Source organism: Aeromonas sp. FDAARGOS 1403 (assembly GCF_019047325.1).
Taxonomy (GTDB): domain Bacteria; phylum Pseudomonadota; class Gammaproteobacteria; order Enterobacterales; family Aeromonadaceae; genus Aeromonas; species Aeromonas dhakensis.
In genome coordinates this window covers 2,027,520-2,053,973 of record NZ_CP077249.1, presented here as the reverse complement: position 1 = coordinate 2,053,973, position 26,454 = coordinate 2,027,520, and the positions used below count along the sequence as shown (strand labels likewise).

Below are 26,454 nucleotides of genomic sequence, written 5' to 3'. Positions count from 1 at the left end.
CCACCATTTCCTAGCTTCATACTGATGTGATCAGTGTATCGGTTTTAGAAACAAAAACTTAACCTTATCACGCTAAATCCAGGGCAAGTTGGTTCACTTCGCCGGCCGCCGGCAGGCCGACCACCAATCCCAGTAGCCGAATGGGTTTGCCCTGTGCCCGCAGCAAACCTTCGTGCAACAGATCGTGAAACCGCTCCGGCTGGTAACCCCCGCGCCGGTAGACGGTGGTCTGCTGGAAATCGGCAAACTTGAGCTTGATCCCCTGCCCCATCAACTGCTCCTTGCCGTGGCTGGCCGAGAATCGCTGCTCCAGCTCGGGAATGAGCCTGCTCAGTACCTGCCAGCAGGCGGCCTCATCCAGCACGTCGCTGGCCAGGGTGGTCTCCACCCCTATGGTCTTGCGCACCCGCTGGGCCTGTACCGGCTGCTCGTCGTGGCCCCAGATCCGCCCGGCCAGCATCTCCCCGAGCTTGCCGAACCGGGCGATCAGCTCCTCATTGCCGAGCTGGCGGGCATCTTCGCAGGAGTAAAGGCCTAGCGACTCCAGCCGGTCCGCGGTCTTGCGACCGATGCCAGGCAACTTGCCAAGCGGCAGCTGACGCACGAACTCATCCACCTCCTGCGGGCGGATCACAAACAGGCCGTCCGGCTTGCGCTGCTCGGAGGCGAGCTTGGCCAGAAACTTGTTCGGCGCCACCCCGGCCGAGGCGGTCAGCCCCAGCTCGGCATTGATCGCGGCACGGATCTCGCGGGCCATCAGGGTGGCACTGCCGCCACAGCAGGGGCTCATCGTCACGTCGAGATAGGCCTCATCGAGGGAAAGCGGCTCCACCTGCTCGGTGTAGCGCAGAAAAATGGCCCGCAGCTGGCGGGAGACCTCCTTGTAGACCGCCATCCTGCCGGGAATGAGCACCAGCGGCGGGCAGAGCTTGCGTGCCAGCGCGCTCGGCATGGCGGAGCGCACCCCGAAGCGGCGCGCCACATAGTTGCAGGTCGAGATGACACCGCGCCTGTCCGCCGAGCCGCCGATGGCCAGCGGTACCTCGCGCAGGGCCGGATTGTCCCGCATCTCTACCGCGGCATAGAAGCAGTCCATGTCGATGTGAATGATCTTGCGCATACCACTGTACGAATAAACAGGTAACCTGCCTATGCTAACCCAGCCCTGCCATTTCTGCCATCGGCATGAAATGACAGGCCAATATAGACTCTTAAGGCACCATTTATAACCCATTGCAAAGGAGGATGAGATGAAGGGAGTCTGGAGTGGATGGGCCCTGGGGCTCTGTCTGCTGCTGCCGCAGCAGAGCAATGGCAAGGACAATCCGACCGCCGAGTGCAGCTGGTTGCACGAGCGCATCGAGGCGCTGGAGAAGGCCATCAAACAGGGGGACGAGCTGGGTACGCAAGAGGAGCTGGCACGCTGGCGGGCCGAATTCAACAAGAAGGAGTGCCAGCGCTACGACTACTGAGCGCTCGCCATAAAAAACGGGCTGACCCAAGGGTCAGCCCGTTTTGCTTTCGACATGGGTGCGAGAGCCCCCTGCCCGCTCAGATGATCCGGTTCTCGGCCAGCATCTTGCGACGGGCCTCTTCCTTGGCCATCTTCTTCTTGCGGTTGTCGCAGGGTTCCGGGCAATCACACTCTTTTTCGATACCTATGCTGCCAAGGCCGCCACAGGAGCCGGAGATGGTCTTCTTCTGGAAGATGTAGCCGATGGCCATGGCCACCACCACCACCAGAAACACCCCGAAGGTGATCAAAAAAATCTGCATGTTACCGCCCCTTATTTTCTAACCAGATACTGTTTGAAGGCATCGGAGTAAGACTCCTCGAAACCCTCATCCGTCTTGGTGATCACGAAAATGGCCAGCCCCCGCTCCTTGGCGTAGGCCAGGCTCTTCTCGGGTCCGAGCACCATGAACACGGTCGCCAGCCCGTCTGCGGTCATGCAGGAGGGGTGGATCACGGTCACCGACACCATCCGGTGCTGGATAGGCTTGCCGGTCATGGGATCGATGGTGTGGGAGAAGCGCTTGCCGTCCAGCTCGTAATAGTTGCGGTACTCACCCGAGGTCGCCACCCCGTTGTCGCCCGCCACTATCACCTCCTGCACCGAGCCGGCGTTGGCGGTCGGCTTCTCGATGGCGACGCGCCAGGGGTGCCCCTTGCCGTTGACGCCATTGATCCGCAATTCGCCGCCGATCTCAACCAAATAGTTGCGCGACCCCAGGGACTCCAGATACTCGGCCACCTTGTCGACGCCAAAGCCCTTGGCAATGGCGGAGAGATCCACGTAGAGATCCGGGATGTCCTTTTGCAGGGTATCGGCATCGACGGAGGTGATCACGTGCAGATTGCCGAGCCCGGTCTTCTGGCGGGTCTGGGTGATCAGCTCGTCAGACGGCGTCTTGGTCGGGCGCGCGTCGGGTCCGAAGCCCCACAGATTGACCAAGGGGCCGACGGTGACGTCCAGCGCCCCGCGGCTCTCACGGCCAATGTGAATGGCCTCGGTCACCACCCGCGCGGTATCGCGGGAGACCACCACGGGCGTCGAGCTGCGGTGCTGGTTGAAGCGCGACAGCTCGGAGTCCGGCCGGTAGGTCGACATCTGATCGTTCACCCGCTCCAGCAGTACATCGACCTCGGCCTGGAACTTGGCGGGATCGGTGATGACGTTGTCCGCCACCTTGATGGAGTAGTAGGTACCCATGGTGCTGCCGGTGATGTGAATTTCCGGCTTCGATTGGACCGTTTGTTCCTGACCGCACCCAGTCAAGAAAAAGGCTAGCCCGAAGGCTAGCCAGGTCTTTACAACACTGTGCATTGATTAACCACCAAAGTCATCCAGCAGGATGTTCTCGTCTTCAACGCCGAGGTTTTTCAGCATGTTGATGACGGCAGCGTTCATCACGGGAGGACCGCACATGTAGAACTCGCAATCTTCCGGCGCCTCGTGGTTCTTGAGATAGTTCTCGAACAGCACGTTGTGGATGAAGCCGGTGTAGCCGTCCCAGTTGTCTTCCGGTTGCGGATCAGACAGGGCCACGTGCCACTGGAAGTTGTCGTTCTCGGCCTGCAGCATGTCGAAGTCTTCGACATAGAACATCTCGCGCTTGGAACGGGCACCGTACCAGAAGCTCATCTTGCGCTTGGTCTTCAGACGGCGCAGCTGATCGAAGATGTGGGAACGCATCGGCGCCATACCGGCACCACCACCGATGAACACCATTTCCGCGTCGGTGTCCTTGGCGAAGAACTCACCGAACGGACCAGAGATGGTCACCTTGTCGCCCGCCTTCAGGCTGAAGATGTAGGAGGACATCTGGCCGGGAGGGGCAGTCCAGTTGCTGGGCGGCGGAGTCGCGATCCGCACGTTCAGCATGATGATGCCGAACTCTTCCGGATAGTTCGCCATGGAGTAGGCACGGATGATCGGCTCGTTGACCTTGGACTCCAGCTCGAAGATCTTGAAGCGATCCCAGTCGCCACGATACTCCTCGGGAATATCGAAGTTCTTGTACTGCACGTGGTGGGCAGGCGCTTCGATCTGGATATAACCACCGGCGCGGAACGGCACGCTCTCGCCATCGGGGATCTGCAGCTTGAGCTCCTTGATGAAGGTGGCCTTGTTGTCATTGGAGATGACGGTACAGTCCCACTTCTTCACGCCGAAGATCTCTTCCGGCAGCTCGATGTCCATGTCGGAGCGCACGGTGACCTGGCAGGCCAGACGCTCGCCATGACGGGCTTCGCCCTTGCTGATGTGATCCAGCTCGGTCGGCAGGATGTCGCCGCCGCCGGATTTCACACGCACCTTGCACTGACCACAGGAGCCACCGCCGCCACAGGCGGAGGAGACGAAGATACCACTGCCGGCGAGCACGCCAAGCAGCTTGCCACCCGCCGGGCTGGTCACAGCCTTGGCCGGGTCGCCGTTGATGCTGATTGTCACGTCACCGGCGGTCACCAGCTTGGACTTGGCGAACAGAATGACTGCCACCAAGGCCAGCAGGATCACGGTGAACATGACCACACCCAGAATAATTTCCATCTATATTTCCTTTCCGATTACAGGGAAATACCAGAGAAGGACATGAAGCCCAGCGCCATCAGACCCGCGGTGATGAAGGTGATGCCAAGGCCACGCAGGCCTTCCGGAACATCGGAATATTTCATCTTCTCGCGGATCCCTGCCATCGCGACGATAGCCAGCATCCAGCCTGCACCCGAACCCACGCCATAGACCACGGACTCAACGAAGTTGTAGTCACGCTGCACCATGAAGGAGACGCCGCCGAAGATGGCGCAGTTCACGGTGATGAGCGGCAGGAAGATACCGAGGGCGTTGTAGAGGGCCGGGAAGTACTTGTCCAGCGCCATCTCCAGGATCTGCACCAGGGCCGCGATCACCCCGATGAAGGTGATGAAGCTCAGGAAGCTCAGATCCAGACCGGATACCAGGGCACCGTCTTTGAGCACGTAGTTGTAGATCAGGTTGTTGGCCGGGACGGCAACGGTTTGAACCACGATAACGGCAATCCCCAGACCCATGGCGGTCTTGACCTTCTTGGACACCGCCAGGAAAGTACACATCCCCAGGAAGAAGGAGAGCGCCAGGTTCTCGATGAAGATCGAGCGAATCAACAGACTGATATAGTGTTCCATACCTTAATCCTTCGCCTCCACCTGCTTGGGATCCTTGGTGCGCACGCCCCAGATGATCAGACCAATGATGAAGAACGCACTCGGCGGCAGCAGCAGCAGGCCGTTGGGCACATACCAGCCACCATTGTTCACCAGCGGCAGCAGCTCGATGCCGAACCAGGTGCCGGAACCCAGGATCTCGCGCACGGTGGCCACGGTCAGCAGCACGGCGCCATAACCCAGACCGTTGCCGATACCGTCCAGGAAGGAGGGCAGCGGGGCACTCTTCATGGCGTAGGCTTCGGCACGACCCATCACGATACAGTTGGTGATGATGAGGCCGACGAACACCGACAGCTGCTTGGAGATGTCGTAGGCATACGCCTTGAGCACCTGGTCAACCACGATAACCAGCGAGGCAATCACCGCCATCTGGGCGATGATCCGCACGCTGTTCGGGATCTGGTTGCGGATCAGAGAGATGAACAGGTTGGAGAAGGCGGTGACCGCGGTAACGGCCAGCGTCATCACGAACGCCGTCTTCATCTGGCTGGTAACGGCCAGCGCGGAACAGACACCCAGCACCTGCAGTGCGATGGGGTTGTTGCCGAGCACAGGCGTCAACAGCAACTTTTTCATTTCGCTCTTGTCAGCCATTGTTGATTTCTCCTGCACGTACCTTGGCCAGGAAGGGACCGAAGCCCTTGGGGCCCATCCAGAAGTCGAAGGTGTGCTGTACACCATTACCAGTCAGGGTTGCACCAGACAGGCCGTCGATTTCATGCTCGGAACCAGCCGGAGCATGGCCCTTGATCACCCGCAGCGCAGGCTGACCGTTCTGGTCGAACAGCTTCTTGCCGACGAACAGTTCGCGCCAGGCCGGGTTCTCGATCTCGCCACCCAGACCCGGGGTTTCACCGTGGTCATAGTAGGTGATGCCCTTGATGGTCTGACCATCGGCCGCGACCGCTACGAACGCATACATGGTAGACCACAGACCCTGGCCGTAGATCGGCAGGATGATGTTGTCGACCTTGCCTTCGGCATCTTTGGCGAAGAACACCGGGACCAGCTTGGAGATCTGACGCAGGCCGGCCTTGTCGTCGGCCGGAGCCAGGCGAATGTTCTGGGCAGGATCCTTGGCGGCGACCTTGGTGTCGAAGTTGTCGGCATCGCCGTCAACGAATTCACCGGTGGCCAGATCCACCAGACGCGCTTCAATCTTGTCGCCATACAGCTTGGCCAGGTCACGCTTGGCCACGGCGCTGATGTCGACGCCGGCGACGGACAGGATGTTGCTTTGCTTGTCCAGCGCCTTGTTTTCCAGCTGGGCCGGACGCAGACCCACGGCAGCCACGGAGACCACGATGGAGCAGACCAGACACAGACCGGTCACTACGGCGAGAGTGCCGGTAGTAGAGTCTTTATTAAACGCCACGAGCGATCCTCCGCTTGATGTTCGCCTGTGCCACGAAATGGTCAAACAAGGGGGCAAACAGGTTGGCAAACAGAATGGCCAGCATCATGCCTTCCGGGAAGGCGGGGTTCACGACCCGGATCAGCACCACCATCACGCCGATCAGGGCGCCGTACCACCACTTGCCCTTGTTGGTGAAGGCAGCGGAGACGGGGTCGGTCGCCATGAAGGCCATACCGAAGGCGAAACCACCCAGCACCAGGTGCCAGTGCCACGGCATGTTGAACATGGGGTTGGTGTCGGAACCGATGACGTTGAACAGCAGGGAGGTAGCTACCATGCCGATCATCACGCCGGCGATGATGCGCCAGGAGGCGATGCGCATGTAGACGATCATGGCCGCACCCAGCAGGATCATCAGGGTGGAAACTTCACCGATGGAACCGGGCAGGTTGCCAAGGAAAGCGTCCATCCAGCTGATGCTCTGGCCGGTGGCACCGTTGATCAGCGCCATCTGGCCGCCCTGGGCCCACTGGCTCAGCGCGGTTGCGCCCGAGTAGCCGTCGACGGCAACCCAGACCGCATCACCGGAGATTTGACCCGGGTAGGCGAAGAACAGGAAGGCACGACCCGCCAGCGCCGGGTTCAGGAAGTTTTTGCCGGTACCACCGAACACTTCCTTGGCCAGCACCACACCGAAGGTGATACCCAGGGCAGCTTGCCACAGGGGCAGCTCGGGCGGCACGATCAGCGCGAACAGGATGGAGGTCACGAAGAAGCCTTCGTTGATCTCGTGCTTGCGCACCATGGCGAACAGCACTTCCCAGAAACCACCGACGATAAAGACGGTGATGTAGATCGGGAAGAAGTGGGCCGCACCGATCAGCATCTTGCTGCCGACGCCGGCCACCGCCGGATCCAGGGAGGCACCCAGCAGGGTAGCCAGGGCATATTGCCAGCTGCCGGCACCGGCGGCCGTGCCCAGATGGGCAATCGCGGCGATGGACTGGTTGCCGACGTTGTACATGCCCCAGAACATGGCCGGGAACACGGCCAGCCACACCATGATCATCATGCGCTTCAGATCGATCGCATCACGGACGTGGGCGGCATTGCGGGTCACGGAACCCGGGGTATAAAACAGGGTGTACGCCGCTTCGAACAGGGCATAGTACTTGGCGTACTTGCCACCCGGCTCGAAGTGATGTTCCATATTTTCAAGAAGTTGCTTGAAACTCATCGCTTAACCTTCCAGTTCAATCTTGGTCAGGCACTCACGCAAGATCGGGCCGTACTCGGTCTTGCCGGGGCAGACGAAGGTACAGAGCGCCAGATCTTCCTCATCCAGCTCCAGGCAGCCGAGCGCTTGCGCATTGTCGGTATCGCCGGAGACCAGATCCCGCAGCAGCAGGGTCGGCAGGATGTCGAGCGGCATCACGCGCTCATAGTTGCCGATAGGCACCATGGAGCGGTCACTACCGTTGGTGGTGGTAGTGAAGTTGATGAGCTTGCCCTTCACCAGGTGAGAGAGGGTGGTACGGGTGATGGAGAACTTGCTGGCGCTGGGATTGACCCAACCCAGGAACTCTTTCTCGCGACCTTCACCCAGCACGCTGACCTGATTGTGGTAGCGACCCAGGTAGTCATGGACCCCTTCAGCCTTGGCACCGCTCAGCAGGGAACCGGAAATGACGCGATTCTCGTCCGCACGCAGCTCGTTGTTGGTGAGCTGGCTGATGCAGGCACCCATGCGAGTACGCAGCAGACGCGGCTTGATGACGTTCGGGCCGGCCAGGGCGATCACCTTGTCAGTATGGATCTGACCGGTGGTGAACAGCTTGCCGTAGGCGATCACGTCCTGATAGTTGATGTGCCACTGCACTTTCTTGGCACCGACAGGGTCCAGGAAGTGGATGTGGGTACCGGGCAGGCCGGCAGGGTGCGGACCGACGAACACCTCTTCCTTGACTTGCGCCAGGGAAGCGTGCGGCAGGCTGCCTTCGCCCTTGCAGACATAGACGGAACCATCGGTCAGGCGGGTCAGCACGGCCAGACCGTCGAGGAACGCCTGGGACTGTTCCTTGATGATCAGCTCCGCGTCGGCGGCCAGCGGGTTGGTGTCCATGGCGGTGACGAAGATGGCACGCGGGGTGGAACCCACGGCTGGCACCTTGCTGAACGGGCGGGTACGCAACGCAGTCCATTGGCCGGACGCGACCAGGATCTCCTGCACCTTGCTGCGTTCGAGCTTAGGCAGCTCGGCACAGGCAAAATGCTCGAAGGTCACCTGCTCGTCGGACCCATCGATATCGATGACAACGGATTGCAGAATGCGCTTGGCACCACGGTTGATCTCTGAAACCACACCGGTGGCGGGGGCCGTGAATTTAACGCCGGGATTCTTCTTATCTTCGAAGAGCTCCTGACCTTTAATGACGCGATCACCTACTTTGACAAACATAGTAGGACGCATCCCCACGAACTCTTCGCCGAGTGTAGCAACACGGGTGATGGCCGGGCCATCGTAGATTACTTGCTCCGGAGCACCCAGCACGGGGATGTCCAGTCCTCTTTTAATTGTAATCATACTCACTTGCACTACCGTTAAGGGAAGACAGGTTGGTTAGCGCCGAGAAATACATCACGACGAGTTGTTGAATGAGCCCGTTGATGTTGCGGCAAGATGTCGAAGAAATAAACAAATCAGCAACATACAGAGTCATTCAAAAGCGCCTGAGTTTACCACCTATGGCAAGTTTCCTGCCATGCAAAATGGGGAAAATCCCCGCTCTATCACAAAATCATCGCAATTTAATCGCGTCGCTTTTTCTCGTGAAACCTCAGGCGCGGCCTCGAGTTAGCCACCATTACCCCAAAATGGGTAATAATTTTTATGTTCGAAAAAGGATTAGAAATCTTGATGGCGCGGTGGGAAGGCGACGTTCCCCTCATGAGTACGAAACGTCGCCGAAACAGGTTTTGAAATTGTTAACTGGTCGAAGATTGAGTAATCAATTCGTCAATAGTCTTAAGAGAGTCCGTTTTTGCTGACGCAGCTGGGGGTGCTCGGTGCCTGCTCCCGTTGTTGCCACTCCTGCTCGGTATAGGTATGCAGCGCCAATGCATGAATGGCCCCCGCCAGCTCGTCGGCCAGCACCGCATTGACCTGACGATGACGCCCCAGCAGGCGCTGTCCTTCAAACGCCTGGCTCACCACCACCACCTTGAAGTGGCTCTCCGAGCCCGGCGCCACCCTGTGCATGTAGCTCTCGTTGATCACTTCCAGGTGGCTGGGGGACAAGGCGGCGGCCAGCTTGGCCTCGATCTGTTGTTGCATGGTCACGAGCAAAACTCCCAAAATGGATGTCCGGCCATTGTAGCCAGGGTTGGCCGGATGACGAAATCGGGCGGTGCGGGAAAATCCCGCTTGCAGCCCTGCCGGGCTGGTGAAATTCTCCGCCCCCGCTAGAATAGCGCCACTTTGCGCCCCACCGGGGCCCGTTACATGACTCAGCTGGACAATTCGCCTATGCAAACCCTTCTCGACACGGCCCACTGTCGCCTGACCCTGTATCGCTATCCACGTCAGCAGCAGGATCCCTTGCAGGCCTGGGATGCCGCCGACGAGTATCTGATCAACACCCTGGCCGAGGAGCCCCTCGAGCAGGATGGCCCCGTCATCATCATGAACGACGGCTTCGGCGCGTTGGCCGCCTATCTGCACCCTCATACCCCTGTCTGCGTCACCGACTCCCACATCAGCGAGCGGGCTACCCTGGCCAACCTGGCAGAGAACGGCCTGGATCCCGCGGCCATCCGCCTGCAGGATGCGCTGGCTCCCCTGCCCGATGCCCCTGCACTGGTGGTGATCAAGGTCTCCAAGTATCAGGCGCTGCTGGAGCAGCAACTGCTGGCCCTGCGCGGGGTCGTTACCCCTGCCACCCGCGTCATCGCCGCCGGCAAGGCCAAGGACATCCACACCTCCACCCTGGCGCTGTTTGAGAAATACCTGGGGCCGACCCGCACCTCACTCGCCTGGAAGAAGGCGCGCCTCATTCACTGCAACCCGGCCGCAGCGCCCGCCGAGCGTCCCGCGCTGGCCAACCCCTTCCCCACGGTCTGGCCACTGGAGGGCACCGACCTGCTCATCCACAACCACGCCAACGTGTTCTCGCGCACCAGCCTGGATATCGGCGCCCGCTTCATGCTGGACAATCTGCCGATCCACAGCGCCCGCAAGGTGATCGATCTGGGCTGCGGCAACGGCGTGCTGGGGCTCTCCCTGCTGGCGCGTGACAGCGAGGTGGAGGTCACCTTCGTCGACGAGTCCCGCATGGCGGTCGCCTCGGCCCGGCTCAACGTCGAGCACAATCTGCCGGCGGCCCTGCCCCGCGCCCACTTTATGGTCAACAACTGTCTCGACGGCGTGCCTGCCGGTTCGGCGGATCGGATCCTCTGCAACCCGCCGTTCCACCAGTTGCAGGCCATCACAGACCACATCGCCTGGCAGATGTTCAGCGACGCCCACCGGGTGTTGCCCAAAGGGGGGGAACTCTGGATAGTGGGCAACCGCCATCTGGACTATCACAACAAGCTCAAGCGCCTGTTCGCCAACGCACAAGTCGTTGCGTCGAACAGCAAATTCGTTATTTTGAAAGCCATCAAACGTTAAACGCCATCAAACGCGAAAGGAAACCCATGATGAAAAAGTCACTCTTGCTGCTGGCCGCTCTGATGCTGGGTGGTTGTGCGACTCACTGGCCGGAGAGCGCCCTGCTCAATCCACAGGTGATCCCTTCCAACCAGCAGTACTACTCGGGCAACCGCATCACCCTGGAAGGGGTGGACAAGCGTGAAGCCGCCTACGTCTTCTCCATCAAGAAAAAAGAGAAGGCTGCGGTACTGGTCAACAGCAGCCAGCCCCTCAACAGCCTGCTGGCGGAGAAGCTCGCCGAAGGGCTGCGCAGCCAGGGCCTGGAAGTAGGCAACAGCGGCACCACCAACCTGACTCTGGCCATCTCCACTGCCGCGGTCACGGTAGAAGAGAAGACCTTCACCTATGTCACCAAGTCCCGCGTCAGCCTGCAGGTGATCGCCGACTTCCAGGGCAGCAAGCTGACCAAGCAGTTCAACATGTCCTCCAGCAAGGAAGGCCCGGGCGAGCCGAGCATGGCCGAACTGGAGTCCACCCTGAACCAGCAGCTAGGCAGCGTACTGCAGCAGATCATGGCTGACACAGCCCTGCGCGGTTATCTCAAGGGTCAGCCGAGCTGAACAAGGAGCGAATAGATGAAAAAACTCTGGTTACTGGCCATGCTGATCGCCCCGCTGGCGTTCGCCGGCCCCAAGGTCAGGATGGAGACCAACCACGGCAACATAGTGGTGGAGCTGGCCTCCAAGCAGGCGCCGCAGACGGTGAAGAACTTCCTGCGCTACGTGGCCGATGGCAGCTATGACGGCAGCATCTTCCACCGGGTGATCCAGGACTTCGTGGTGCAGGGGGGCGGCTACAATCAGCAGTTCCAGCAACTGCCCACCTTTGACCCCGTGGTCAACGAGTCCAAGGGCGGCCTGCCCAACAAGCGCGGCAGCATCGCCATGGCCCGCACCCAGGCGGTCGACAGCGCCACCCGCCAGTTCTACTTCAACCTGGTCGACAACAACAACCTCAACGCCAATGCCGGCGCCGGTTACACCGTGTTCGGCCAGGTGGTGCAGGGCATGGAGGTACTGGACAAGCTGGCCCAGGTGCAGACCGGTTACAGCCCCATCCTGCGTGCCAACGACGTGCCCACCAGCCCCATCATCCTGAAGAAGATGGTCCTGCTGGCGGACAAATAACGCGGAGCGGATCACAATCCGTCATCCCCGCGGTCCGGGTCGCCGGCGCCCCTTTCTATACTCTGGCCTTGCCCCGATATGCGGGGCCAGGCCCACGAGAGGAGAAGGAGGTTCCGGTGACTTGCAACGACTACATCGCCCAGCACGCCATCCCCCTGGCCCAGACGGTTCGTCACTTTCTGGCACGAGAAATCCCTTATCAGCAGCTGGAAGATCTGAGCTGGCAGCTGTTGTCCCACTGGCAGGATCTGCCCCATGTCCCCGCCGACAAGACCCCGGCCTCCGAGCAGGAGGGGGTATTCTGGCACCTGCTGCACAGCCTGCATCAATGGGATGAACAGCAGATCATCGCCGACGTCTGGTTGCGCCTGCAGCTGATGGAGTGCGCCAATTTCCTGACCACGGACGGGCCGCTGCCGCGCCACTGCATCGGCCTGCGCCCCTGAATATAGTGCCCTCCCCTGCCCGGCTTGCCTTGGCTATCCAACCCGAACCTGACAAAATGGCGCAATTTTCCCAGAGGAGTCAGGTATTTGAACACTGTCCGTACACCGAGCTGGCGCGCGTCGCTCGCCGTCTACCTTGAGACTCGGGTTCTCATCCTGTTTGCCATGGGGTTCTCTTCCGGCCTGCCGCTGCTGCTGGTGTTCGGCACCCTCTCGTTCTGGCTGCGCGAAGCGGATGTCAGCCTGACCGACATCGGCTACATGAGCTGGGTAGCGCTGGCCTATGGCTTCAAATGGTTGTGGTCACCGCTGGTGGATCGGCTCCCGCTGCCACTGCTCTCCCGCTGGCTGGGCCGGCGCCGCAGCTGGATGCTCTTCTCCCAGTTGCTGATCGCCGCCTCGCTGGTGGGCATGGCCTTCTGCGATCCCAAGACCCAGCTCGCCCAGCTGGCCCTGTTTGCCCTGCTGGTGGCCTTCGCCTCCGCCACCCAGGACATCGTCATCGATGCCTATCGCATCGAGTCGGCCCCCGAGCGGCTGCAGGCTGCCATGGCGGCCTCCTACATGACTGGTTACCGGCTGGCGATGATCATGGCCGGGGCCGGCGCACTGGCGCTGGCCGCCTGGCTCGGCAGCAACGACGGCTACGACTATCGCGGCTGGCAGCTCACCTATCTGCTGATGGCGGGGCTGATGTCCCTCGGCGTCATCACCACCCTGTTCTGCCACGAACCCGTCATTGATCTTGCCGCCCAGAATGAACAACAGGCGGCCCGCAAGACCCTGCTGCTCGCCCGCGGCTGGCCGGCTGGGTTGGCCGGTCTCGGTGCCTGGAGCTACGAGGCCATCTGGTGTCCGTTCGCCGATTTCTTTCGCCGTTACGGCGGCTCCGCCCTGCTGATCCTCGGGCTCATCGCCTGCTATCGCATCTCGGACGTGGTGATGGGGGTGATGTCCAACAGCTTCTATGTGGACATGCAGTTCAGCAAGACCGAGGTGGCCACCATCACCAAGGTGTATGGGGTTATCATGACGCTGGTGGGGGCCGCCCTCGGCGGCGTGCTGGTGATGCGTTTTGGCACCCTGCGCATCCTGTTCCTCGGCGCCCTGCTCACCGCCAGCACCAATCTGCTGTTTGCCCTGCTCAATGAAGTGGGCCACAACCTCGAGCTGCTGACCCTGATCATCTCGCTGGACAACCTCAGCGCAGGCATCGCCACGGCCGCCTTCGTCACCTATCTGTCGAGCCTGACCAACGTGGCCTTCTCCGCCACCCAGTACGCCCTGTTCAGCTCGGTGATGCTGCTGCTGCCCAAGCTGCTGGCGGGCTTTTCCGGCCGCTTCGTCGAGCAGTTCGGCTACAGCAGCTTCTTCATCAGCACCAGCCTGCTCGGCATTCCGGTGCTGATCCTGATCGTGTTGGTTGCCAAACGAGGAAGTGCCTTGTTACCGCAATCGGACAAATAGCAAGCGTTTGCGTAAAATTGGGGGTGATTAGATTCACACTTCCGAATAAAGTTCCCTGGTGCTGGTTTATCCGGTGAATTTATTTGGCTAGAATCCCTTCCGCTCCTTGTGGGCAGGCTACGGAAAACCTCAACTAACGCACAAGAGACCAATAAAATGGCCAAATTTACCAAGACTCTGATCGGTGCCGGTCTGCTGGCTGCCGCCGCTACCCCGGCTTTCGCTGCTGACTACAGCGGTGACATCCACAAGAACGACTACAAGTGGATGCAGTTCAACGTCATGCACACCATCGACCAACGTCCTTTCACTGCAGGTGCTGAAGATTACAACGACACCTACTTCGAAATGGAGTTCGGTGGTCGCTCCGGCCTGTTTGACCTGTACGGTTACGTCGACGTCTTCGATATCTTCGACTCCCGTCACAGCGACAAGCACAAAGGTCAGAACCTGTTCATGAAGTTTGCGCCGCGTATGTCTCTGGATGCGCTGACTGGTAAAGATCTCTCCTTCGGTCCGGTGCAAGAGGTTTACATCGCCTCTCTGAACAACATCGGCGACAACCAGATGGAAAACATGATCGGTCTGGGTGCTGATGTACAAGTGCCTTGGTTCGGCAAAGTGGGCATGAACCTGTATGCTCGTCACGCCACCGAAAACCAGTTCTTCACCGAAGAAGAGGGTGAGTGGAACGGTTACTGGTTCGCCATGAACTGGTTCAAGCCTTTCTACACCTTCAGCAACGGCAGCTTCGTCTCCTATCAGGGTTACCTGGACTACGCCTTCGACCTGGACACCCACAACCGTGCTGACCGTACCAGCGACAACCTGGCTACCTTCCACGGTATCTACTGGCACTCCGACCGCTACGCCGTCGGTTACGGCCTGAAGTACTTCATGGATGCCTACGGCACCAAAGACGGTTCCACCGCCTACGACGGTACCCCGTGGAAGAGCTCTGGCTTCAGCCACTACTTCTCCGTTACCTACAAGTTCTAATCGAACGGGTATCAGGGATACAAAAAACCGGAGCAGCTGCTCCGGTTTTTTTATGGCCAGATGGTAGCGAACAGGGAGAGCCGCGCCCTCCCCGGCCATCCATCAGTCGCGGAAATTCTGGAACTGCATCGGCTGGCCCAGCTCGGCGCCACGCACCAAGGCCATGGTCTCCTGCAGGTCATCGCGTTTCTTGCCGGTGACCCGCACCTCGTCGCCCTGAATGGCGGCCTGCACCTTGATCTTGGAATCCTTGATCAGCTTCACCAGCTTCTTGGCAACTTCCTTGTCGATCCCCTGCTTGAACTTCACGGTCAGGTGGAAGCGCTTGCCGGAGTGAACGCTGTCACCCACGTCCATGGAGCTGTTCTCGATGTTGCGCTTGAGCAGGGCACCGCGCAGGATCTCGACCATCTGCTTGAGCTGGAAATCGGCATCGGCCTCCAGTTTGACCTCTTCCTTGTTCAACTCGAAGCTGGCTTCAACACCACGAAAATCGAAACGGGTCGCCAGTTCACGATTGGCGTTGTCGACGGCGTTCAACACCTCGTTCATTTTGACTTCAGAGACAATATCGAATGACGGCATAGTGGGCTCCTCATGTTGCGCTATAAGGGGGCAAATCTACCAGAATTACGGCAAATTTGCTGATTTCGATGGGACTGCTCTGCTAGAATCCCCTGCGCACAGGAATGGCGAGACCCGTTAGAACCTGTTCAGTATCTGTCGCGAGAGGTCGTCCGCAAGGTAAATCGCTGCGCAGGAGCCCGCTTGTATCTGAATACATGGGCTTCCGGTTTCACATACGCAAGCCTCGTACAAGCCTTGATCACGACCTAGCAGCAAGATCATGAACCCGTTCCAGGTGTCCGCCAGGCGACATCTTCACTTATCCCCGGCAGGTGGTTGACTGGAATGCAGCCCCTACCTTGATTGAGTCTCTCCATGCCAAGCGGATCACGCGATTACAACCTGACACACAGTCGACACACCCCTTCCCCCCAATGGACCCTGCTGGGCTGCGGCGCCCTGGGCGGTGTGTTTGCCTCCCTGTTGACTCAAAGCGGCCAGTCCACCCGCGTCTTGCTGCGCGAGCGCCACCGCGCCACCCTGCACCCCGGCATCGACTTCACCTCGCTGGAGGGCAACACCCAGCTCATCAACATCGAGCGCGGCTTCGTCGACCAGCCGGGTCAGATCCAGCGGTTGCTGGTGATGACCAAGGCCGGCCAGGTCATCGAGGCGCTGACCCCGCTGGTGGGCCAGCTGGCGACCGACGTGCCCATCGTGCTGCTGCACAACGGCATGGGGATCGCCGAGCAGGTGGTCGCGCTGTTCCCCCACAATCCGGTCATCGCCGGCGTCACCAGCCACGGCGCCATGCAGAGCGGTCACTTTGTGTTCCGCCACACCGGCAAGGGCGAAACCTGGCTCGGCCCGGTCAACGAGGCGGCCAGAGCCCATGCCGCTCTCGCGGACGAGCTGGCGGCCGCCCTCGGCCAGGCCGGCTGGGATGAGCAGATCCAGGCGCGCCAGTGGCAGAAGCTGGCGGTCAACTGCGCCATCAACCCGCTCACCGCGCTCTACAAGCTCAAGAATGGCGAGCTGGCCGGTCCGCGCTTTGCCGATGCCCTGCAGCAGATCTGCGTGGAAGTGGCGGACGTGATGCAGGCCGAAGGCCAACCGACCGGCAGCGACGAGCTGCTGCGCCGGGTCATGACGGTGGTGGAGCTCACCGCCGACAATTACTCTTCCATGTATCAGGACATGGAGCAGGGGCGCGAGACCGAGATCGAGGCCATCACCGGCTTCCTGCTGGCCCGGGCCGCCTGCCACGGCATTGCGGTACCGGTCAATCAGGGTCTCTATCAGGCCATCAAAGAGAAGCAGTGAGCCCGAGGGCTCGCCAACGCAAGGAGCAAAGGATGAGCGTACTGGTACTGGTGGCCCCCGGGTCGGAAGAGATAGAGACGGTCGCCATCGTCGATACCCTGGTACGCGGGGCCATCGAGGTGGTGCTGGCCTCCTGCTGCCCGGCAGGGCAGCGCCAGATCAGGGCCTCCCGCGGGGTACAGCTGGTGGCGGATTGCCACCTCGACGAGCTGGCGGATCAGGAGTTCGAGGCCATAGTGGTGCCGGGTGGCCTGCCCGGCAGCGAGGTTATCCGCGATACGCCGCGCGCCATCACCCTGCTCAAAGAGCAGGCAGCAGCGCAGCGCTGGCGGGCAGCCATCTGCGCCGCCCCCGCCGTGGTGCTGCTGCACCACGATCTGCTGGGGGAGGCCCGCGCCACCTGCCATCCCGGTTTTCAGGCTCGCCTGCCCGCGGCGCAGCTCAGTACGGCGCGGGTGGTAACCGATGAGGCTCATCACCTCATCACCAGCCAGGGGCCGGGCACCGCCATCGAGTTCGCCCTCGAGCTGGTGCGGGTGCTGCGCGGTGACGAGGCTGCCGGTGCGGTGGCCGGCCCCATGGTGCTGCCCCCCTCCTCACCCATGCCCTGAGTAAATAGCCCTCTCGCAATGACAGAGCGCCCCTTGCCAATTGGCAAGGGGCGCTCTGCTTTGAGGCGAACTGCAAGCAGTCTGCCGGTTAAGCTCCGGCTCAACTGAGCATTTCGGGCCTGAGCTGCTCCATCAGCAGGTGGTTGTCGCTGTAATCCACCGGGATGGCCACCACCGCCGGCCCGCTCACCGCCATGGCGGCGCGCAGGGTCGCCCGCAGATCCTCGGCACAGGTGACGGCAAACCCGGCCGCCCCGAACGACTCGGCATAGGCCTTGAAGTTGATGGGACCAAAACTCACCCCTGAGCTGCGGCTGTACTTTTTCTCCTCCTGCATCGCCACCATGTTGTAGCCGTTATCGACCCAGATGATGTGCACTATGTTGGACTTGAGCCGCACCGCCGTCTCCAGCTCCATGCTCGACTGCATGAAGCTGCCATCGCCAGACACCGAGATGATCTTCTCCCCCGGGCGCACCATGGCTGCCCCGATGGCCCAGGGCAGCGCCACCCCCATGGTCTGCTGACCGTTGGAGATGAGCACCTGGCGGGCCCGGAAGCTGTAGAGGTAGCGGGCAATCCAGATGTGGAAGCTGCCCATGTCCACACACAGGGTCATGTCCTGCCCGATGATGTCCTGCAGCTCCTTGACGATGCGCAGCGGATGGATGGGGGTGCCCCCCAGCCGACCGGCATGTTCGGCCAGCTGATGGCGCTGGGCACGGATCTCGCCGAGCAGCGCGGTAATGGCCGGATCCCGCGCCAGCGGCTGATGCAGCATCCGGGTCAGCCGCGCCAGGTTGGCGCTGATGGAGCCCACCAGCTCCACCGCCGGGCAGTAGCTGCTGTCGATCTCCGCCGGCAGCGCATCGATGTGCAGCAGCTGGCGCTCACCGGTGCCGTTCCACAACACGGGATCGTATTCGATGGGGCTGTAGCCGATGCAGATCACCAGATCCGCATCCTGTAGCAGCTTGTCCCCCGGCTGGTTGTTGAACAGCCCCACCCGTCCGGCGAAGTCATCAAAATGGTGGGTATCCACCACCCCGGCCGCCTGATAGGTGCCGGTCACCGGCAACCGGCTCTTGTCGAGGAAGGCGCGCACCGCGAGGGAGTTCTCCGGCCGGCTGGCCAGCAGGCCGAGCAATACCACCGGCTTGCGAGCCCGCGCCAGCAGACTCAGCGCCCGATCGATGCCGCTCTCGTCGGCTGCTCCCGGCTCCGGGATGGCGCTCGGCACCAGGATGGCGCCGTCGGTCGGCTCGTTGATGATGTCCATCGGCAGGCTGACGAAGGCCGCTCCGGGCCGCCCCAGCTCGGCGCTGCGAAAGGCGTTGGCCATCACCTCGGAGAGGGCGGAGCCGGTGCCCACCTGGGCGCTGAACTTGGTGACCGGCCGGCACAGGCTGACGGTATCCAGGCTCTGGTGGGTTAGCTTGAGGCCATCGGCCCGCCGCACGGCACCGCCCAGCGCCACCATGGCATCCCCTTCCGAGGTGGCGGTGGCAAGCCCCGTGATGAGGTTGGCGCAACCCGGCCCCGAGGTCACCAGCGCCACCCCCGCCTTACCGGTCAGCCGGCCGACCGCGGCGGCCATGAAGGCGGCATTCGCTTCGTGACGCACCACTATGGTCTCGATGGGGGAGTCCTCCAGCGCATCGAATACCCTGTCGATCTTGGCCCCGGGAATGCCGAATACCTGCTTGACCCCCTGCGCCTCCAGATGGCGCACCACCAGTTCGGCCCCACAGGCCCAGTGTTGATTTTCCATGATGTCACTCCTTGTTAAGCGAAGGGCTCAGCCTTCGGCGGCGCGGATGGCGCGGTCCAGATCGGCGGGATTGAGGTCGGCCTGTTGAAAGGCCGGATTGCGAGGCAGCTCGATGTTGAGGTGTTGCACCACCGACAGCTGCAGCTGGCCGTGGCCCATGGCGTAGTCGAGGATGTGGCCGCCGCCCCGGCGATCCTCGGTGATGAAGTGCTCGTGATAGCCGGCCACGTTGATCCCCTGCACGAAGGGTGGGCAACGAAAACCCACCAGGGTGCCGCGCCGCTGGCTGAACGAGAACAGCGGCTGGGCCTCGATGGCCTCCAGCATGGGCTTGTAGGGGGGATGCTGGCAGGGAACTGTGCGCACCTGCGCCTGCTCGAACAGGCCGTCGAGTCGAAAGGCGACAAAGACGTTGTCGGTACCCACCAACCGATCCACCCACTGGTGGATCTCCTCGCGGCTCAGGGGATGATCGAAGCGGCGCTGCAGGCAGGGGCGAAAGTGGGTCATCACCGCAAACGGGGTCTTCTGCTCGGCGCGGGCCGGGCGGGCCGAGCCGTCAGCCTTGAGCTGGTGGATCTGGCGCTCGAACGCAATCAGCTCGCCGTCGAGCCGGTTGAAGGTCCCGAGACCGAAGTCACCGTGGCGCAGCAGGTCGGCCATGGTGGTCTCCCCCTCGTAAACCCCCGCCAGCAGGGCGCTCATCAGGGAGCTCTGGTAGACCTCGCCGCCCCCCTGGCGAGCCTGCCAGCGAGCAAACTGCTGGCTGATCTCGATGGCGCAGTCACATGATGAATTGGTTTCCATTTGGATTTCACCTCCAATCCTGTTAGGTTGGCAAATCAGGATTCAATAGTGACCAAGATCACAATTTGATACCAATATCCAAACCCATCAGCTTCGAGACGTACCAGATATGGAATTCCGTTACCTGCGCTACCTGGTGGCCGTGGCAGACAAACAGAGCTTCACCCGCGCCGCCGAGGCGCTGGGCATGGCCCAGCCGCCGCTCAGCCAGCAGATCCGCAAATTCGAACAGGAGGTGGGCACGCCGCTGTTTCACCGGCTGACCCGCAGTGTGGAGCTGACCGAGGCGGGGCTGAGCCTCTATCAGGATGCCAAGGGGATATTGGCGCAGACCGAGCAGGCCATGCAGAAGGCCAGACGCATCGCTCGCGGCCAGCTGGGTTCGCTGCGCCTCGGCTTTGCCGGTTCCACCGTGCTGCACCCGAGCGTGTTGCAACTCATCCACGACTTTCGCCAGGCCTGGCCGGAGGTCAGCCTGCACCCCATCGAGAACAGCATGCCCAACCTGGTGCGCGACCTAGTGAGCGAGGAGCTGGATGCCGCCATTCTGCGCCTGCCCTGCAGCAGCAGCTCGGCGCTGGCCCACCACCTGATCGACGAGGAGGAGATGCTGATCGCCCTCCCCCCGCACCACCCGCTGGCCGGCAGTGGCGCCATTCCTATCGAGGCGCTGGCGCAGGATCCCTTCATCCTGTTCCCCCGCGAGCTCGGGCCCGGGCTGCATGACGCCATCACCCAGCGCTGCCAGCGGGCCGGCTTCAGCCCCCGCCTCGGCAGCCAGAGTCCGCAGGTGATCTCTACCGTCGGCATGGTGCAGGCGGGTTTCGGGGTCGCCATCATCCCGCGCTCGGTCAGCGAGCTGCACCCCCACGGCGTCAGCTATCACCCCATCGCCGCCGAACCGCTCACCACCCGCATCAGTCTCGCCACCCGCCGCCATCCCCGTCAAAAAAGCCTGCAGCATCTGATTGGGCTGATCCCCGGCCACCATTGAAAGACAAACAAAAACCCCCATCGGCATAAGCTGATGGGGGTTTTGGCACCGTATTATTTCGCGAACAAATATTGGCCTGCTGAGTAATTCAACTCACCTTTATCGCCGGTTGAGATGAACAGAGTCGTTAATCAGACACTGTGCCATCTGCTTGCTCAGATCCTTGGGAAGAGCCAGCGTAATGTCAGATACGCCCAAACTCCGCTATCAGTGCTGAGGGTATTATTACTTGAGCTGATACCGCTGAACGTAGCTGGCCGCTAACTGCTTGGCTTCGGTTAAGGCTGCAGGCGTGAGTCGATCAGCGACCCCGTCTCTCCATTCAGCTGCATAGGTATCGCCATTAGCCACAGCCGTTGAAAACCAGGCATAGGCTTGGCGTGAGTCCTGCGCTACACCTTCCCCCATGAAGTACATTTTCCCGAGGCTAAACTGGGCAATGGTATTGCCTTGCTCCCCTGCTTTTTGCAACCAAATCATTGCTTGCTTATCATCCTGCGCCACACCTTTTCCCTCGCGGTACATTTCCCCGAGGTCGTTCTGGGCAGCAGAATTGCCCTGCTCAGCGGCTTTTCGATACCAAATTGCAGCTTGTTTATCGTCCTGCGCCACACCTCGGCCCATGTCGTACATTCTCCCGAGCAACCATTGAGCCGTATCATTTCCCTGTTCGGCTGATTTTCGATACCAAATCACTGCTTGTTTATAGTCTTTTACGACACCGAGACCATTGGCGTACATTGCCCCGAGGTTGTACTGGGCATATGCATCTCCCTGTTCGGTGCCTTTCCGAAACCAAATCATCGCTTGTTTAGCGTCCTGTTCTACGCCACGCCCCATTAAGTACATGAACCCAAGCTCTCCCTGAGCCTGGGCATCGCCCTGCTCGGCAGCTTGTTGCACTGCTGCCAGTGTCTCTTTGCTCCAATCTTTGGCATAGGCAGCAATCGACGTACAACTAATGGCGAATGTGAGCAATAGGTGTTTGATATGAGTCATGCGGTATAATTTTCCTGTTATCTCTATCCATAGAACCCCGGATTATCTGCACTCTTCCACCAAACTGATGACTGAGATTCGGAGTTTGTCTTTTCTTGGCAATGCATTACCGCACTATCTGTCCTCACCACAACGAGAACGCCAGGCGTCACTACGGTGAAACGGGATCGCTGTCGGTACGCGCCGCCCCTACCTGATAGGGATACCTGCCTTCCCGGCTGGAAATGCCTCATCATTGCACTGGGTGTATATCAGTTTTAGGCTGCGCTGCACGGTAGGCATCCATGATGGGAGCCCAATCCATCCCTCTAGGAACTGGGTATTGCTTGAATAGCTCACTATATTTTTTGTCAAAATCATCCATTCCATATTGGCGCGCTATCGGTACTTTCTGATCATACCAATCATCGCTCACCTCTTCGGCTATGCCGCGGACAAGCAGTAGGTCAGGGCTGAGCTGCAATCCCCCCCCGGTTAACATGACTTCGAAATAACCACCAGGAGCCAAACCAAAATAGAGACGATTTCGTCTATCGTAACGTCCTTCGACTAAATACACCTGACGCATTTTTTGCTCTAGATCGGTAGGTAAATCCACCTTGATGCGGTAGCGCTTACGATCATGGAAGGAAACCAACTCAATCACCGCTTTATCGGGGATGGGAACACCGTCGGTAGGCAGACCACCACCGCCCGCCCAATAGTAACGTTGCGCCTTGATTCGATCCGCAAGTAGACCTCCAGCTCCGCCACCTGCCAGACGATCGGAATAAACTTGTTTCCCTCCAAGATAAAACTCGGTCTTGGTGTTCTTAGTAAGGTCTATATTGCTGCCCGTACCATAACGCCAAGAAAAAGACTTGATCTGTGTATCCGCAGCACAAGCCAACAGAGGACAAAGCAGGCCAAGAACTAACATCCATCGCTTTAATATCATGACACCTTGTTCCCTATCAGTTTGCGCCTCTCTTTACTGATACTCGTTTCGTATTTATTGGTATTGGCCGGATTTGCGATGCCCTTGTTACTGGCACTGTGGTGTAGATAGTCACGACGCAAAGCGCGGTAAACATCGGGCGATAATTGATGAGCCAAGTTCTTGGCAACCTTCTGTTCGATGGCCGATAGGGCCCAAAGTTTATCCAGCGCCTTCAAGTCAGCCTCTGGCCGTTTAATAGAGAGTGGTTCAAGTTGCAATGCCCTATCATCCGGCATCCATGGTTTAAACGGTACCCCCACGGCACGGCCCGCCTCAACCATCATATGCAGCGGAATGCGGGAGTATTCCCCCTCAACGACCCTGCTCATCAGCACCTCCACATAGACCGATTTTTTGCCGGGGCCTGTGCTATTTTTCCCCTCGGGACGCCGGAAGGAGTAAGGCTTTAGGCTGATCGCTCCTAGCGGTGGCACGGCGCCACGAGGCAGGTTGGGGTTGATACATGTGACCCAGCCCAACGTTCGTTTCTCCTCGGCATACGCCTTGGCTTTTTGATAGGCACTGCTCTCGGCATCTGGTGTTGTAACAGTTTCCACACTCATGAAACGCTCCAATTCAATGCACTCGATCAGGGCTGGATCGCTGTTGGGATTACTCAAGCTCCAGCGGCTATAGTAACCGCCACCTATGTCAGAGTGAGCCCCCGGTAGCGCCAACTCAGTAAAGTGAGCGGGAGGACAGGTGCCTGCAGCATCTTCTGTAATACGTGATAGCGGGAAATATTTGCGCACTTCATCCAGCGCGGTGAGATGTACCACCCGCTCTGCGCAATCTGCTTTGAGCTGAACATTGACATTAGGGTTGTAAGAAGAAACTACGGTATCGAACAGGCCCACAAAGGTGAAGCGAACATCATCGCGGCTAGCCCAATCAAAACCCGCCTTAAGGCGAATATCCGGGCTATTCGCCATAGCTTTCACCAATGGATGATCGGATTTTTGGTCGATAGTATTGACGAAATGGCGAGCAGCAGCAGCGCCCCGACTAAAGCCAAACACATCGAATACGATTCGATGGATGCAGTCGATATTTGGTAAAACATCACGAAGATCATCATGGATACCCATCAGAATTGTATCTGTACAAGCTAGCGTCACTTTGCCAATGATGGATGTGTTCTCCCCACCAAAATCGAGATCAAATCCCTGGGTCAGGGTGTCATCCGAACGATATTCAGGGCCATTTTCTCCTGCGATTGGGTCGCGAGTACCAATACCACTGATATAGCTGTGAGCCACCAACGGGCCTGCTGCGATGTCATATTGCTCAAACAACTTGCCCACATTGGTCACATCATTGGCGGAGCTACCTTCAACCGGGCTTTGCCCCATCTGGCAGCCCTGTAGCTCCTTCTCCCGCTGCGCCGGATCTGAGCAGGTTTCCAGAAGCCACTGCTCAACTTTTTGCAACCCCGCCTGGGCATTGTGGGTGTTGTTACCCGTGCCGTCAAAAAACACCCCAATCCGCAAGATATTGATCTGATAGCCTTTCACTTCAATCACATAGGAGTGTTTGGTGAAAAAACGAGGAGGCTGGGCTTGTCCTGACTGATGTCCTTTCGGTAGCGGCTGTTCTGGCTCGGTGAGACAAAGGTCACCGGTGGTCACCTTGATATGCTCTCGTTTGACGTCGCAGTGCCCGAATAACTTGTCTGTATAGGCGGGTACCTGTGTGGTCTCACCCTCCTTGAGGGCTTCACGGGACTGCGCCGCCTTGAGCCAGGCTGGCGTCTCGATTTTTACTGTCACCGGGCCAACTGCAAACCCTCGCACCAAGGTGGGTCCATCCTGCAGGGTGACCGTCTCTGACTTGCCGGTTTCGTCAGTCAAAGTGGCCTTGAGCCCCTTGAACGAACGGTTGTGCTCATCGCGAATGTCTACCTCTATCCAGTTATCATAACGTTCGCAAGGGATACAGTGGGGATCTGCCGCCATCAGGATACTCCTGTCAATTCGTGATGTTTGTTCAGCCAGTTGGCTACCTGAACCAGCTCATCGTCAGTCAGCATCAATGGCCCCCGTATCTCTTCAAGAGCCAGATTGGCCTGCAAGGCCAAGGCGCCAGCCACCACACCATCGAGCACATCCTCTTGCAGCCCATCCTGATTGGCCAGTTTGAGTGTGGGTAAAATGGTCCCGGCCGGGTCAGGATGGCGCTCCATCATAGCCGTCATGGTCTGCCATAACCGCCGCCGCAAGATGTAGGCATGACGGTTCTCGTCGTAGAGTCCAGCCAGATGATGAGGCCGGATATGAAACCAGGGAGTTTGCAATGCAGGTTGGAACTGGGCATGGGGCGTGCGAGAGAAGGCTTTGCCATGGATCCAGAGCCCGGAACAGGGCCCCAGCACACTATCGCGTTCATCAGGGGTCATGGCGATGAGTATGGGCAAGAAAATGCGTGGGTCAGAGAAACGAAACCAGACGGCTTCTCCCTCGCGTATCGCTTCTATCAGGCTCTGCCAATGGCGGCGGATCAGATCCACTGATTGGTCGCTGCTCAGGTAGAAGCCGCGCAGGGCGGGATTGGCCATCATGAACTCAGTGGAAGGGGCAGGCAGCAACCAGGGCCCCAACGCAGAGTGCTCATCGAAAGCGGTACCGGCAAAAAGTGGATTGGCATTCTCTCCATCATAGGTATAGAAATCCGCCACGGCTGACTCTGCCTGGGCTCCATCGATGACGGCATACCTCTCACCCGCTTGCTCGCCAGCGAGCCAATCAAATAACGTCATAATACGGAAACCTCAATCAGTCGCTTGATCCTGCTGCGGTTATCCGATGCATTGTCAGAGGTTGGGATCGTATTGAGCAAGGTATCGAAATCACCGCTCGTGGAGGAAACAACTCGATCAACCCTTAGCCTGGTCTGCGTCGGAAACAGCATCTCAGCTTCTCCCTTGAAGTGCGCAGCGTCTCCCAGCAGACGACCACCGTGCCCGGCAGGCAAGCGGATCTTCAACAAGGTATCGTTGACCCAGGCCTTGTCCGGTGAGGTACTCATGAATCCTGGCTCAACAACGATATTGCCCACCCCAGTGAACTGCTCTTTCAGGGCTGCAAGCTCCGGCTTGTCCAGCGCCAGCCCCCGGTAAACGAAAGACAACTCAGGTGAGGCCGGCAATTTCGCCAGACCCGCCTCCACATCGGCAACATAGGCCTTCATTGCCTTATCAAATTCACCCGCAGATGTCGGCTCATCATTCAAATAGCTGCGACTAAGCAGGGTATCGATGGCCTCTCGCTGCTTGTAGGGGCGATCACGCAAATAGTTATTGAGCAATGTGTACCCCTGCGCCGAATAGTATCTGAGCGCTTCATCCGCTTTGGATATCTCTACCGTCGCCCACTTCTTTGCCGGCTTTTTACCTTCCCCTTTGGCCGCAACAGGTGGCGGCGGCGGTGGCACCATTGGGCCTCCGGCAAGCTGGGGTGGAGCGGGCGGTGGAGCCGGTGGCCCCCCGGCAGGCGGAGGGGGCACAGGTGGCGGGGCTGCTGGACAAGGCTTGGCCAGCGGCGCCATGGACTCCATGCTCTTGTGGATGGCCGGGGCTGGTAACGTTGC

Annotated in this window: 28 protein-coding genes; 10 read left to right on the top strand and 18 right to left on the bottom strand. The window is 59.7% G+C overall.

The genetic code is table 11. From position 1 onward, the window contains the following. Positions 1 to 67: 67 nt before the first annotated feature. A complete protein-coding gene (gene dinB, locus I6L33_RS09850) occupies positions 68 to 1,120 on the bottom strand; it encodes a DNA polymerase IV (RefSeq protein WP_017764095.1) in 1,053 nt (350 codons plus the stop codon). Positions 1,121 to 1,250: 130 nt separating this feature from the next. Here dinB and I6L33_RS09845 point away from each other — a divergent pair, with 130 nt between their 5' ends. Then, positions 1,251 to 1,472, top strand: a complete 222-nt coding sequence (locus I6L33_RS09845) for a hypothetical protein (RefSeq protein ID WP_017781866.1) — start codon at positions 1,251 to 1,253, stop codon at positions 1,470 to 1,472. 79 nt (positions 1,473 to 1,551) lie between these two features. Here I6L33_RS09845 and nqrM read toward each other — a convergent pair whose 3' ends face one another. From nqrM to I6L33_RS09800, 9 genes are all read right to left on the bottom strand, one after another. Then, on the bottom strand, positions 1,552 to 1,776 hold the full coding sequence (nqrM, locus tag I6L33_RS09840; protein WP_005303529.1) for a (Na+)-NQR maturation NqrM: 225 nt from the start codon (positions 1,774 to 1,776) through the stop codon (positions 1,552 to 1,554). A gap of 11 nt (positions 1,777 to 1,787) precedes the next feature. Then, the gene (locus I6L33_RS09835; RefSeq protein ID WP_005303533.1) at positions 1,788 to 2,828 is read right to left on the bottom strand and encodes an FAD:protein FMN transferase ApbE; all 1,041 of its coding nucleotides are present in this window, start codon (positions 2,826 to 2,828) and stop codon (positions 1,788 to 1,790) included. A 3-nt stretch (positions 2,829 to 2,831) separates the two neighbouring features. Further along, positions 2,832 to 4,055, bottom strand: a complete 1,224-nt coding sequence (gene nqrF / locus I6L33_RS09830) for an NADH:ubiquinone reductase (Na(+)-transporting) subunit F (RefSeq protein ID WP_011705064.1) — start codon at positions 4,053 to 4,055, stop codon at positions 2,832 to 2,834. A 17-nt stretch (positions 4,056 to 4,072) separates the two neighbouring features. Further along, positions 4,073 to 4,669: an NADH:ubiquinone reductase (Na(+)-transporting) subunit E gene (gene nqrE / locus I6L33_RS09825; RefSeq protein WP_005303538.1), complete on the bottom strand. Its 597-nt coding sequence runs from the start codon at positions 4,667 to 4,669 to the stop codon at positions 4,073 to 4,075. A gap of 3 nt (positions 4,670 to 4,672) precedes the next feature. Beyond that, on the bottom strand, positions 4,673 to 5,305 hold the full coding sequence (locus I6L33_RS09820; RefSeq protein ID WP_005303545.1) for an NADH:ubiquinone reductase (Na(+)-transporting) subunit D: 633 nt from the start codon (positions 5,303 to 5,305) through the stop codon (positions 4,673 to 4,675). Beyond that, positions 5,298 to 6,086, bottom strand: a complete 789-nt coding sequence (locus I6L33_RS09815; RefSeq protein WP_216973987.1) for a Na(+)-translocating NADH-quinone reductase subunit C — start codon at positions 6,084 to 6,086, stop codon at positions 5,298 to 5,300. The genes I6L33_RS09820 and I6L33_RS09815 overlap by 8 nt, the downstream gene beginning before the upstream one ends. Beyond that, positions 6,076 to 7,305 carry an NADH:ubiquinone reductase (Na(+)-transporting) subunit B gene (locus I6L33_RS09810; protein ID WP_005303550.1) on the bottom strand — a complete coding sequence of 410 codons (1,230 nt, stop codon included), beginning with the start codon at positions 7,303 to 7,305 and terminating at the stop codon, positions 6,076 to 6,078. The genes I6L33_RS09815 and I6L33_RS09810 overlap by 11 nt, the downstream gene beginning before the upstream one ends. A 3-nt stretch (positions 7,306 to 7,308) precedes the next feature. After that, positions 7,309 to 8,652 carry a Na(+)-translocating NADH-quinone reductase subunit A gene (locus tag I6L33_RS09805; RefSeq protein ID WP_005303554.1) on the bottom strand — a complete coding sequence of 448 codons (1,344 nt, stop codon included), beginning with the start codon at positions 8,650 to 8,652 and terminating at the stop codon, positions 7,309 to 7,311. A 441-nt stretch (positions 8,653 to 9,093) separates the two neighbouring features. Next, positions 9,094 to 9,402 carry a BolA family transcriptional regulator gene (locus tag I6L33_RS09800; RefSeq protein ID WP_005303561.1) on the bottom strand — a complete coding sequence of 103 codons (309 nt, stop codon included), beginning with the start codon at positions 9,400 to 9,402 and terminating at the stop codon, positions 9,094 to 9,096. 192 nt (positions 9,403 to 9,594) lie between these two features. Here I6L33_RS09800 and I6L33_RS09795 point away from each other — a divergent pair, with 192 nt between their 5' ends. The 6 genes from I6L33_RS09795 to I6L33_RS09770 all read left to right on the top strand — a co-directional run bounded on the left by I6L33_RS09795 (position 9,595) and on the right by I6L33_RS09770 (position 14,818). Further along, positions 9,595 to 10,737 (top strand): methyltransferase, encoded by a 1,143-nt coding sequence (locus I6L33_RS09795; RefSeq protein ID WP_216973986.1) that lies wholly within the window; start codon positions 9,595 to 9,597, stop codon positions 10,735 to 10,737. A gap of 29 nt (positions 10,738 to 10,766) precedes the next feature. After that, entirely contained in the window at positions 10,767 to 11,339 is a 573-nt protein-coding gene (locus I6L33_RS09790; protein WP_010634807.1) for a YajG family lipoprotein, read from the top strand. A gap of 15 nt (positions 11,340 to 11,354) precedes the next feature. Continuing rightward, positions 11,355 to 11,906: a peptidylprolyl isomerase gene (locus I6L33_RS09785; protein ID WP_216973985.1), complete on the top strand. Its 552-nt coding sequence runs from the start codon at positions 11,355 to 11,357 to the stop codon at positions 11,904 to 11,906. Positions 11,907 to 12,022: 116 nt separating this feature from the next. Beyond that, positions 12,023 to 12,352, top strand: a complete 330-nt coding sequence (locus I6L33_RS09780; protein WP_017764090.1) for a hypothetical protein — start codon at positions 12,023 to 12,025, stop codon at positions 12,350 to 12,352. A gap of 87 nt (positions 12,353 to 12,439) precedes the next feature. After that, positions 12,440 to 13,819, top strand: coding sequence for an MFS transporter (locus I6L33_RS09775; protein ID WP_042049919.1), 1,380 nt, complete (start codon positions 12,440 to 12,442; stop codon positions 13,817 to 13,819). A gap of 156 nt (positions 13,820 to 13,975) precedes the next feature. Further along, on the top strand, positions 13,976 to 14,818 hold the full coding sequence (locus I6L33_RS09770; RefSeq protein WP_005303585.1) for an outer membrane protein OmpK: 843 nt from the start codon (positions 13,976 to 13,978) through the stop codon (positions 14,816 to 14,818). 102 nt (positions 14,819 to 14,920) lie between these two features. Here the strand turns inward: I6L33_RS09770 and I6L33_RS09765 are convergent, their stop codons facing one another. Then, the gene (locus I6L33_RS09765) at positions 14,921 to 15,403 is read right to left on the bottom strand and encodes a YajQ family cyclic di-GMP-binding protein (RefSeq protein ID WP_005303589.1); all 483 of its coding nucleotides are present in this window, start codon (positions 15,401 to 15,403) and stop codon (positions 14,921 to 14,923) included. Between the two features lie 357 nt (positions 15,404 to 15,760). Here I6L33_RS09765 and I6L33_RS09760 point away from each other — a divergent pair, with 357 nt between their 5' ends. Beyond that, complete coding sequence (locus I6L33_RS09760) at positions 15,761 to 16,708, top strand: ketopantoate reductase family protein (RefSeq protein ID WP_042009230.1); 948 nt, start codon at positions 15,761 to 15,763, stop codon at positions 16,706 to 16,708. A gap of 32 nt (positions 16,709 to 16,740) precedes the next feature. After that, positions 16,741 to 17,319 carry a DJ-1 family glyoxalase III gene (locus tag I6L33_RS09755; RefSeq protein ID WP_216973984.1) on the top strand — a complete coding sequence of 193 codons (579 nt, stop codon included), beginning with the start codon at positions 16,741 to 16,743 and terminating at the stop codon, positions 17,317 to 17,319. A gap of 100 nt (positions 17,320 to 17,419) precedes the next feature. Here I6L33_RS09755 and alsS read toward each other — a convergent pair whose 3' ends face one another. Both alsS and budA read right to left on the bottom strand, forming a co-directional pair. Beyond that, entirely contained in the window at positions 17,420 to 19,090 is a 1,671-nt protein-coding gene (gene alsS / locus I6L33_RS09750; protein ID WP_017764087.1) for an acetolactate synthase AlsS, read from the bottom strand. 27 nt (positions 19,091 to 19,117) lie between these two features. Then, complete coding sequence (gene budA / locus I6L33_RS09745) at positions 19,118 to 19,897, bottom strand: acetolactate decarboxylase (RefSeq protein ID WP_010634814.1); 780 nt, start codon at positions 19,895 to 19,897, stop codon at positions 19,118 to 19,120. A gap of 109 nt (positions 19,898 to 20,006) precedes the next feature. Here budA and I6L33_RS09740 point away from each other — a divergent pair, with 109 nt between their 5' ends. Continuing rightward, complete coding sequence (locus tag I6L33_RS09740; RefSeq protein WP_017784043.1) at positions 20,007 to 20,891, top strand: LysR family transcriptional regulator; 885 nt, start codon at positions 20,007 to 20,009, stop codon at positions 20,889 to 20,891. Positions 20,892 to 21,116: 225 nt separating this feature from the next. Here I6L33_RS09740 and I6L33_RS09735 read toward each other — a convergent pair whose 3' ends face one another. The 5 genes from I6L33_RS09735 to I6L33_RS22010 form a co-directional block, all read right to left on the bottom strand. Then, a complete protein-coding gene (locus I6L33_RS09735; RefSeq protein WP_216973983.1) occupies positions 21,117 to 21,890 on the bottom strand; it encodes a tetratricopeptide repeat protein in 774 nt (257 codons plus the stop codon). A gap of 232 nt (positions 21,891 to 22,122) precedes the next feature. After that, the gene (locus tag I6L33_RS09730) at positions 22,123 to 22,827 is read right to left on the bottom strand and encodes a DUF2931 family protein (RefSeq protein WP_254204968.1); all 705 of its coding nucleotides are present in this window, start codon (positions 22,825 to 22,827) and stop codon (positions 22,123 to 22,125) included. After that, positions 22,824 to 24,824 carry a DUF2235 domain-containing protein gene (locus I6L33_RS09725; RefSeq protein ID WP_216973982.1) on the bottom strand — a complete coding sequence of 667 codons (2,001 nt, stop codon included), beginning with the start codon at positions 24,822 to 24,824 and terminating at the stop codon, positions 22,824 to 22,826. The genes I6L33_RS09730 and I6L33_RS09725 overlap by 4 nt, the downstream gene beginning before the upstream one ends. Continuing rightward, positions 24,824 to 25,624 (bottom strand): DUF4123 domain-containing protein, encoded by an 801-nt coding sequence (locus I6L33_RS09720; RefSeq protein ID WP_216973981.1) that lies wholly within the window; start codon positions 25,622 to 25,624, stop codon positions 24,824 to 24,826. Before I6L33_RS09720 ends, I6L33_RS09725 begins: the two co-directional genes overlap by 1 nt. After that, positions 25,621 to 26,301 carry an ADP-ribosyltransferase gene (locus tag I6L33_RS22010; protein ID WP_242441245.1) on the bottom strand — a complete coding sequence of 227 codons (681 nt, stop codon included), beginning with the start codon at positions 26,299 to 26,301 and terminating at the stop codon, positions 25,621 to 25,623. Before I6L33_RS22010 ends, I6L33_RS09720 begins: the two co-directional genes overlap by 4 nt. Positions 26,302 to 26,454: the final 153 nt, after the last annotated feature.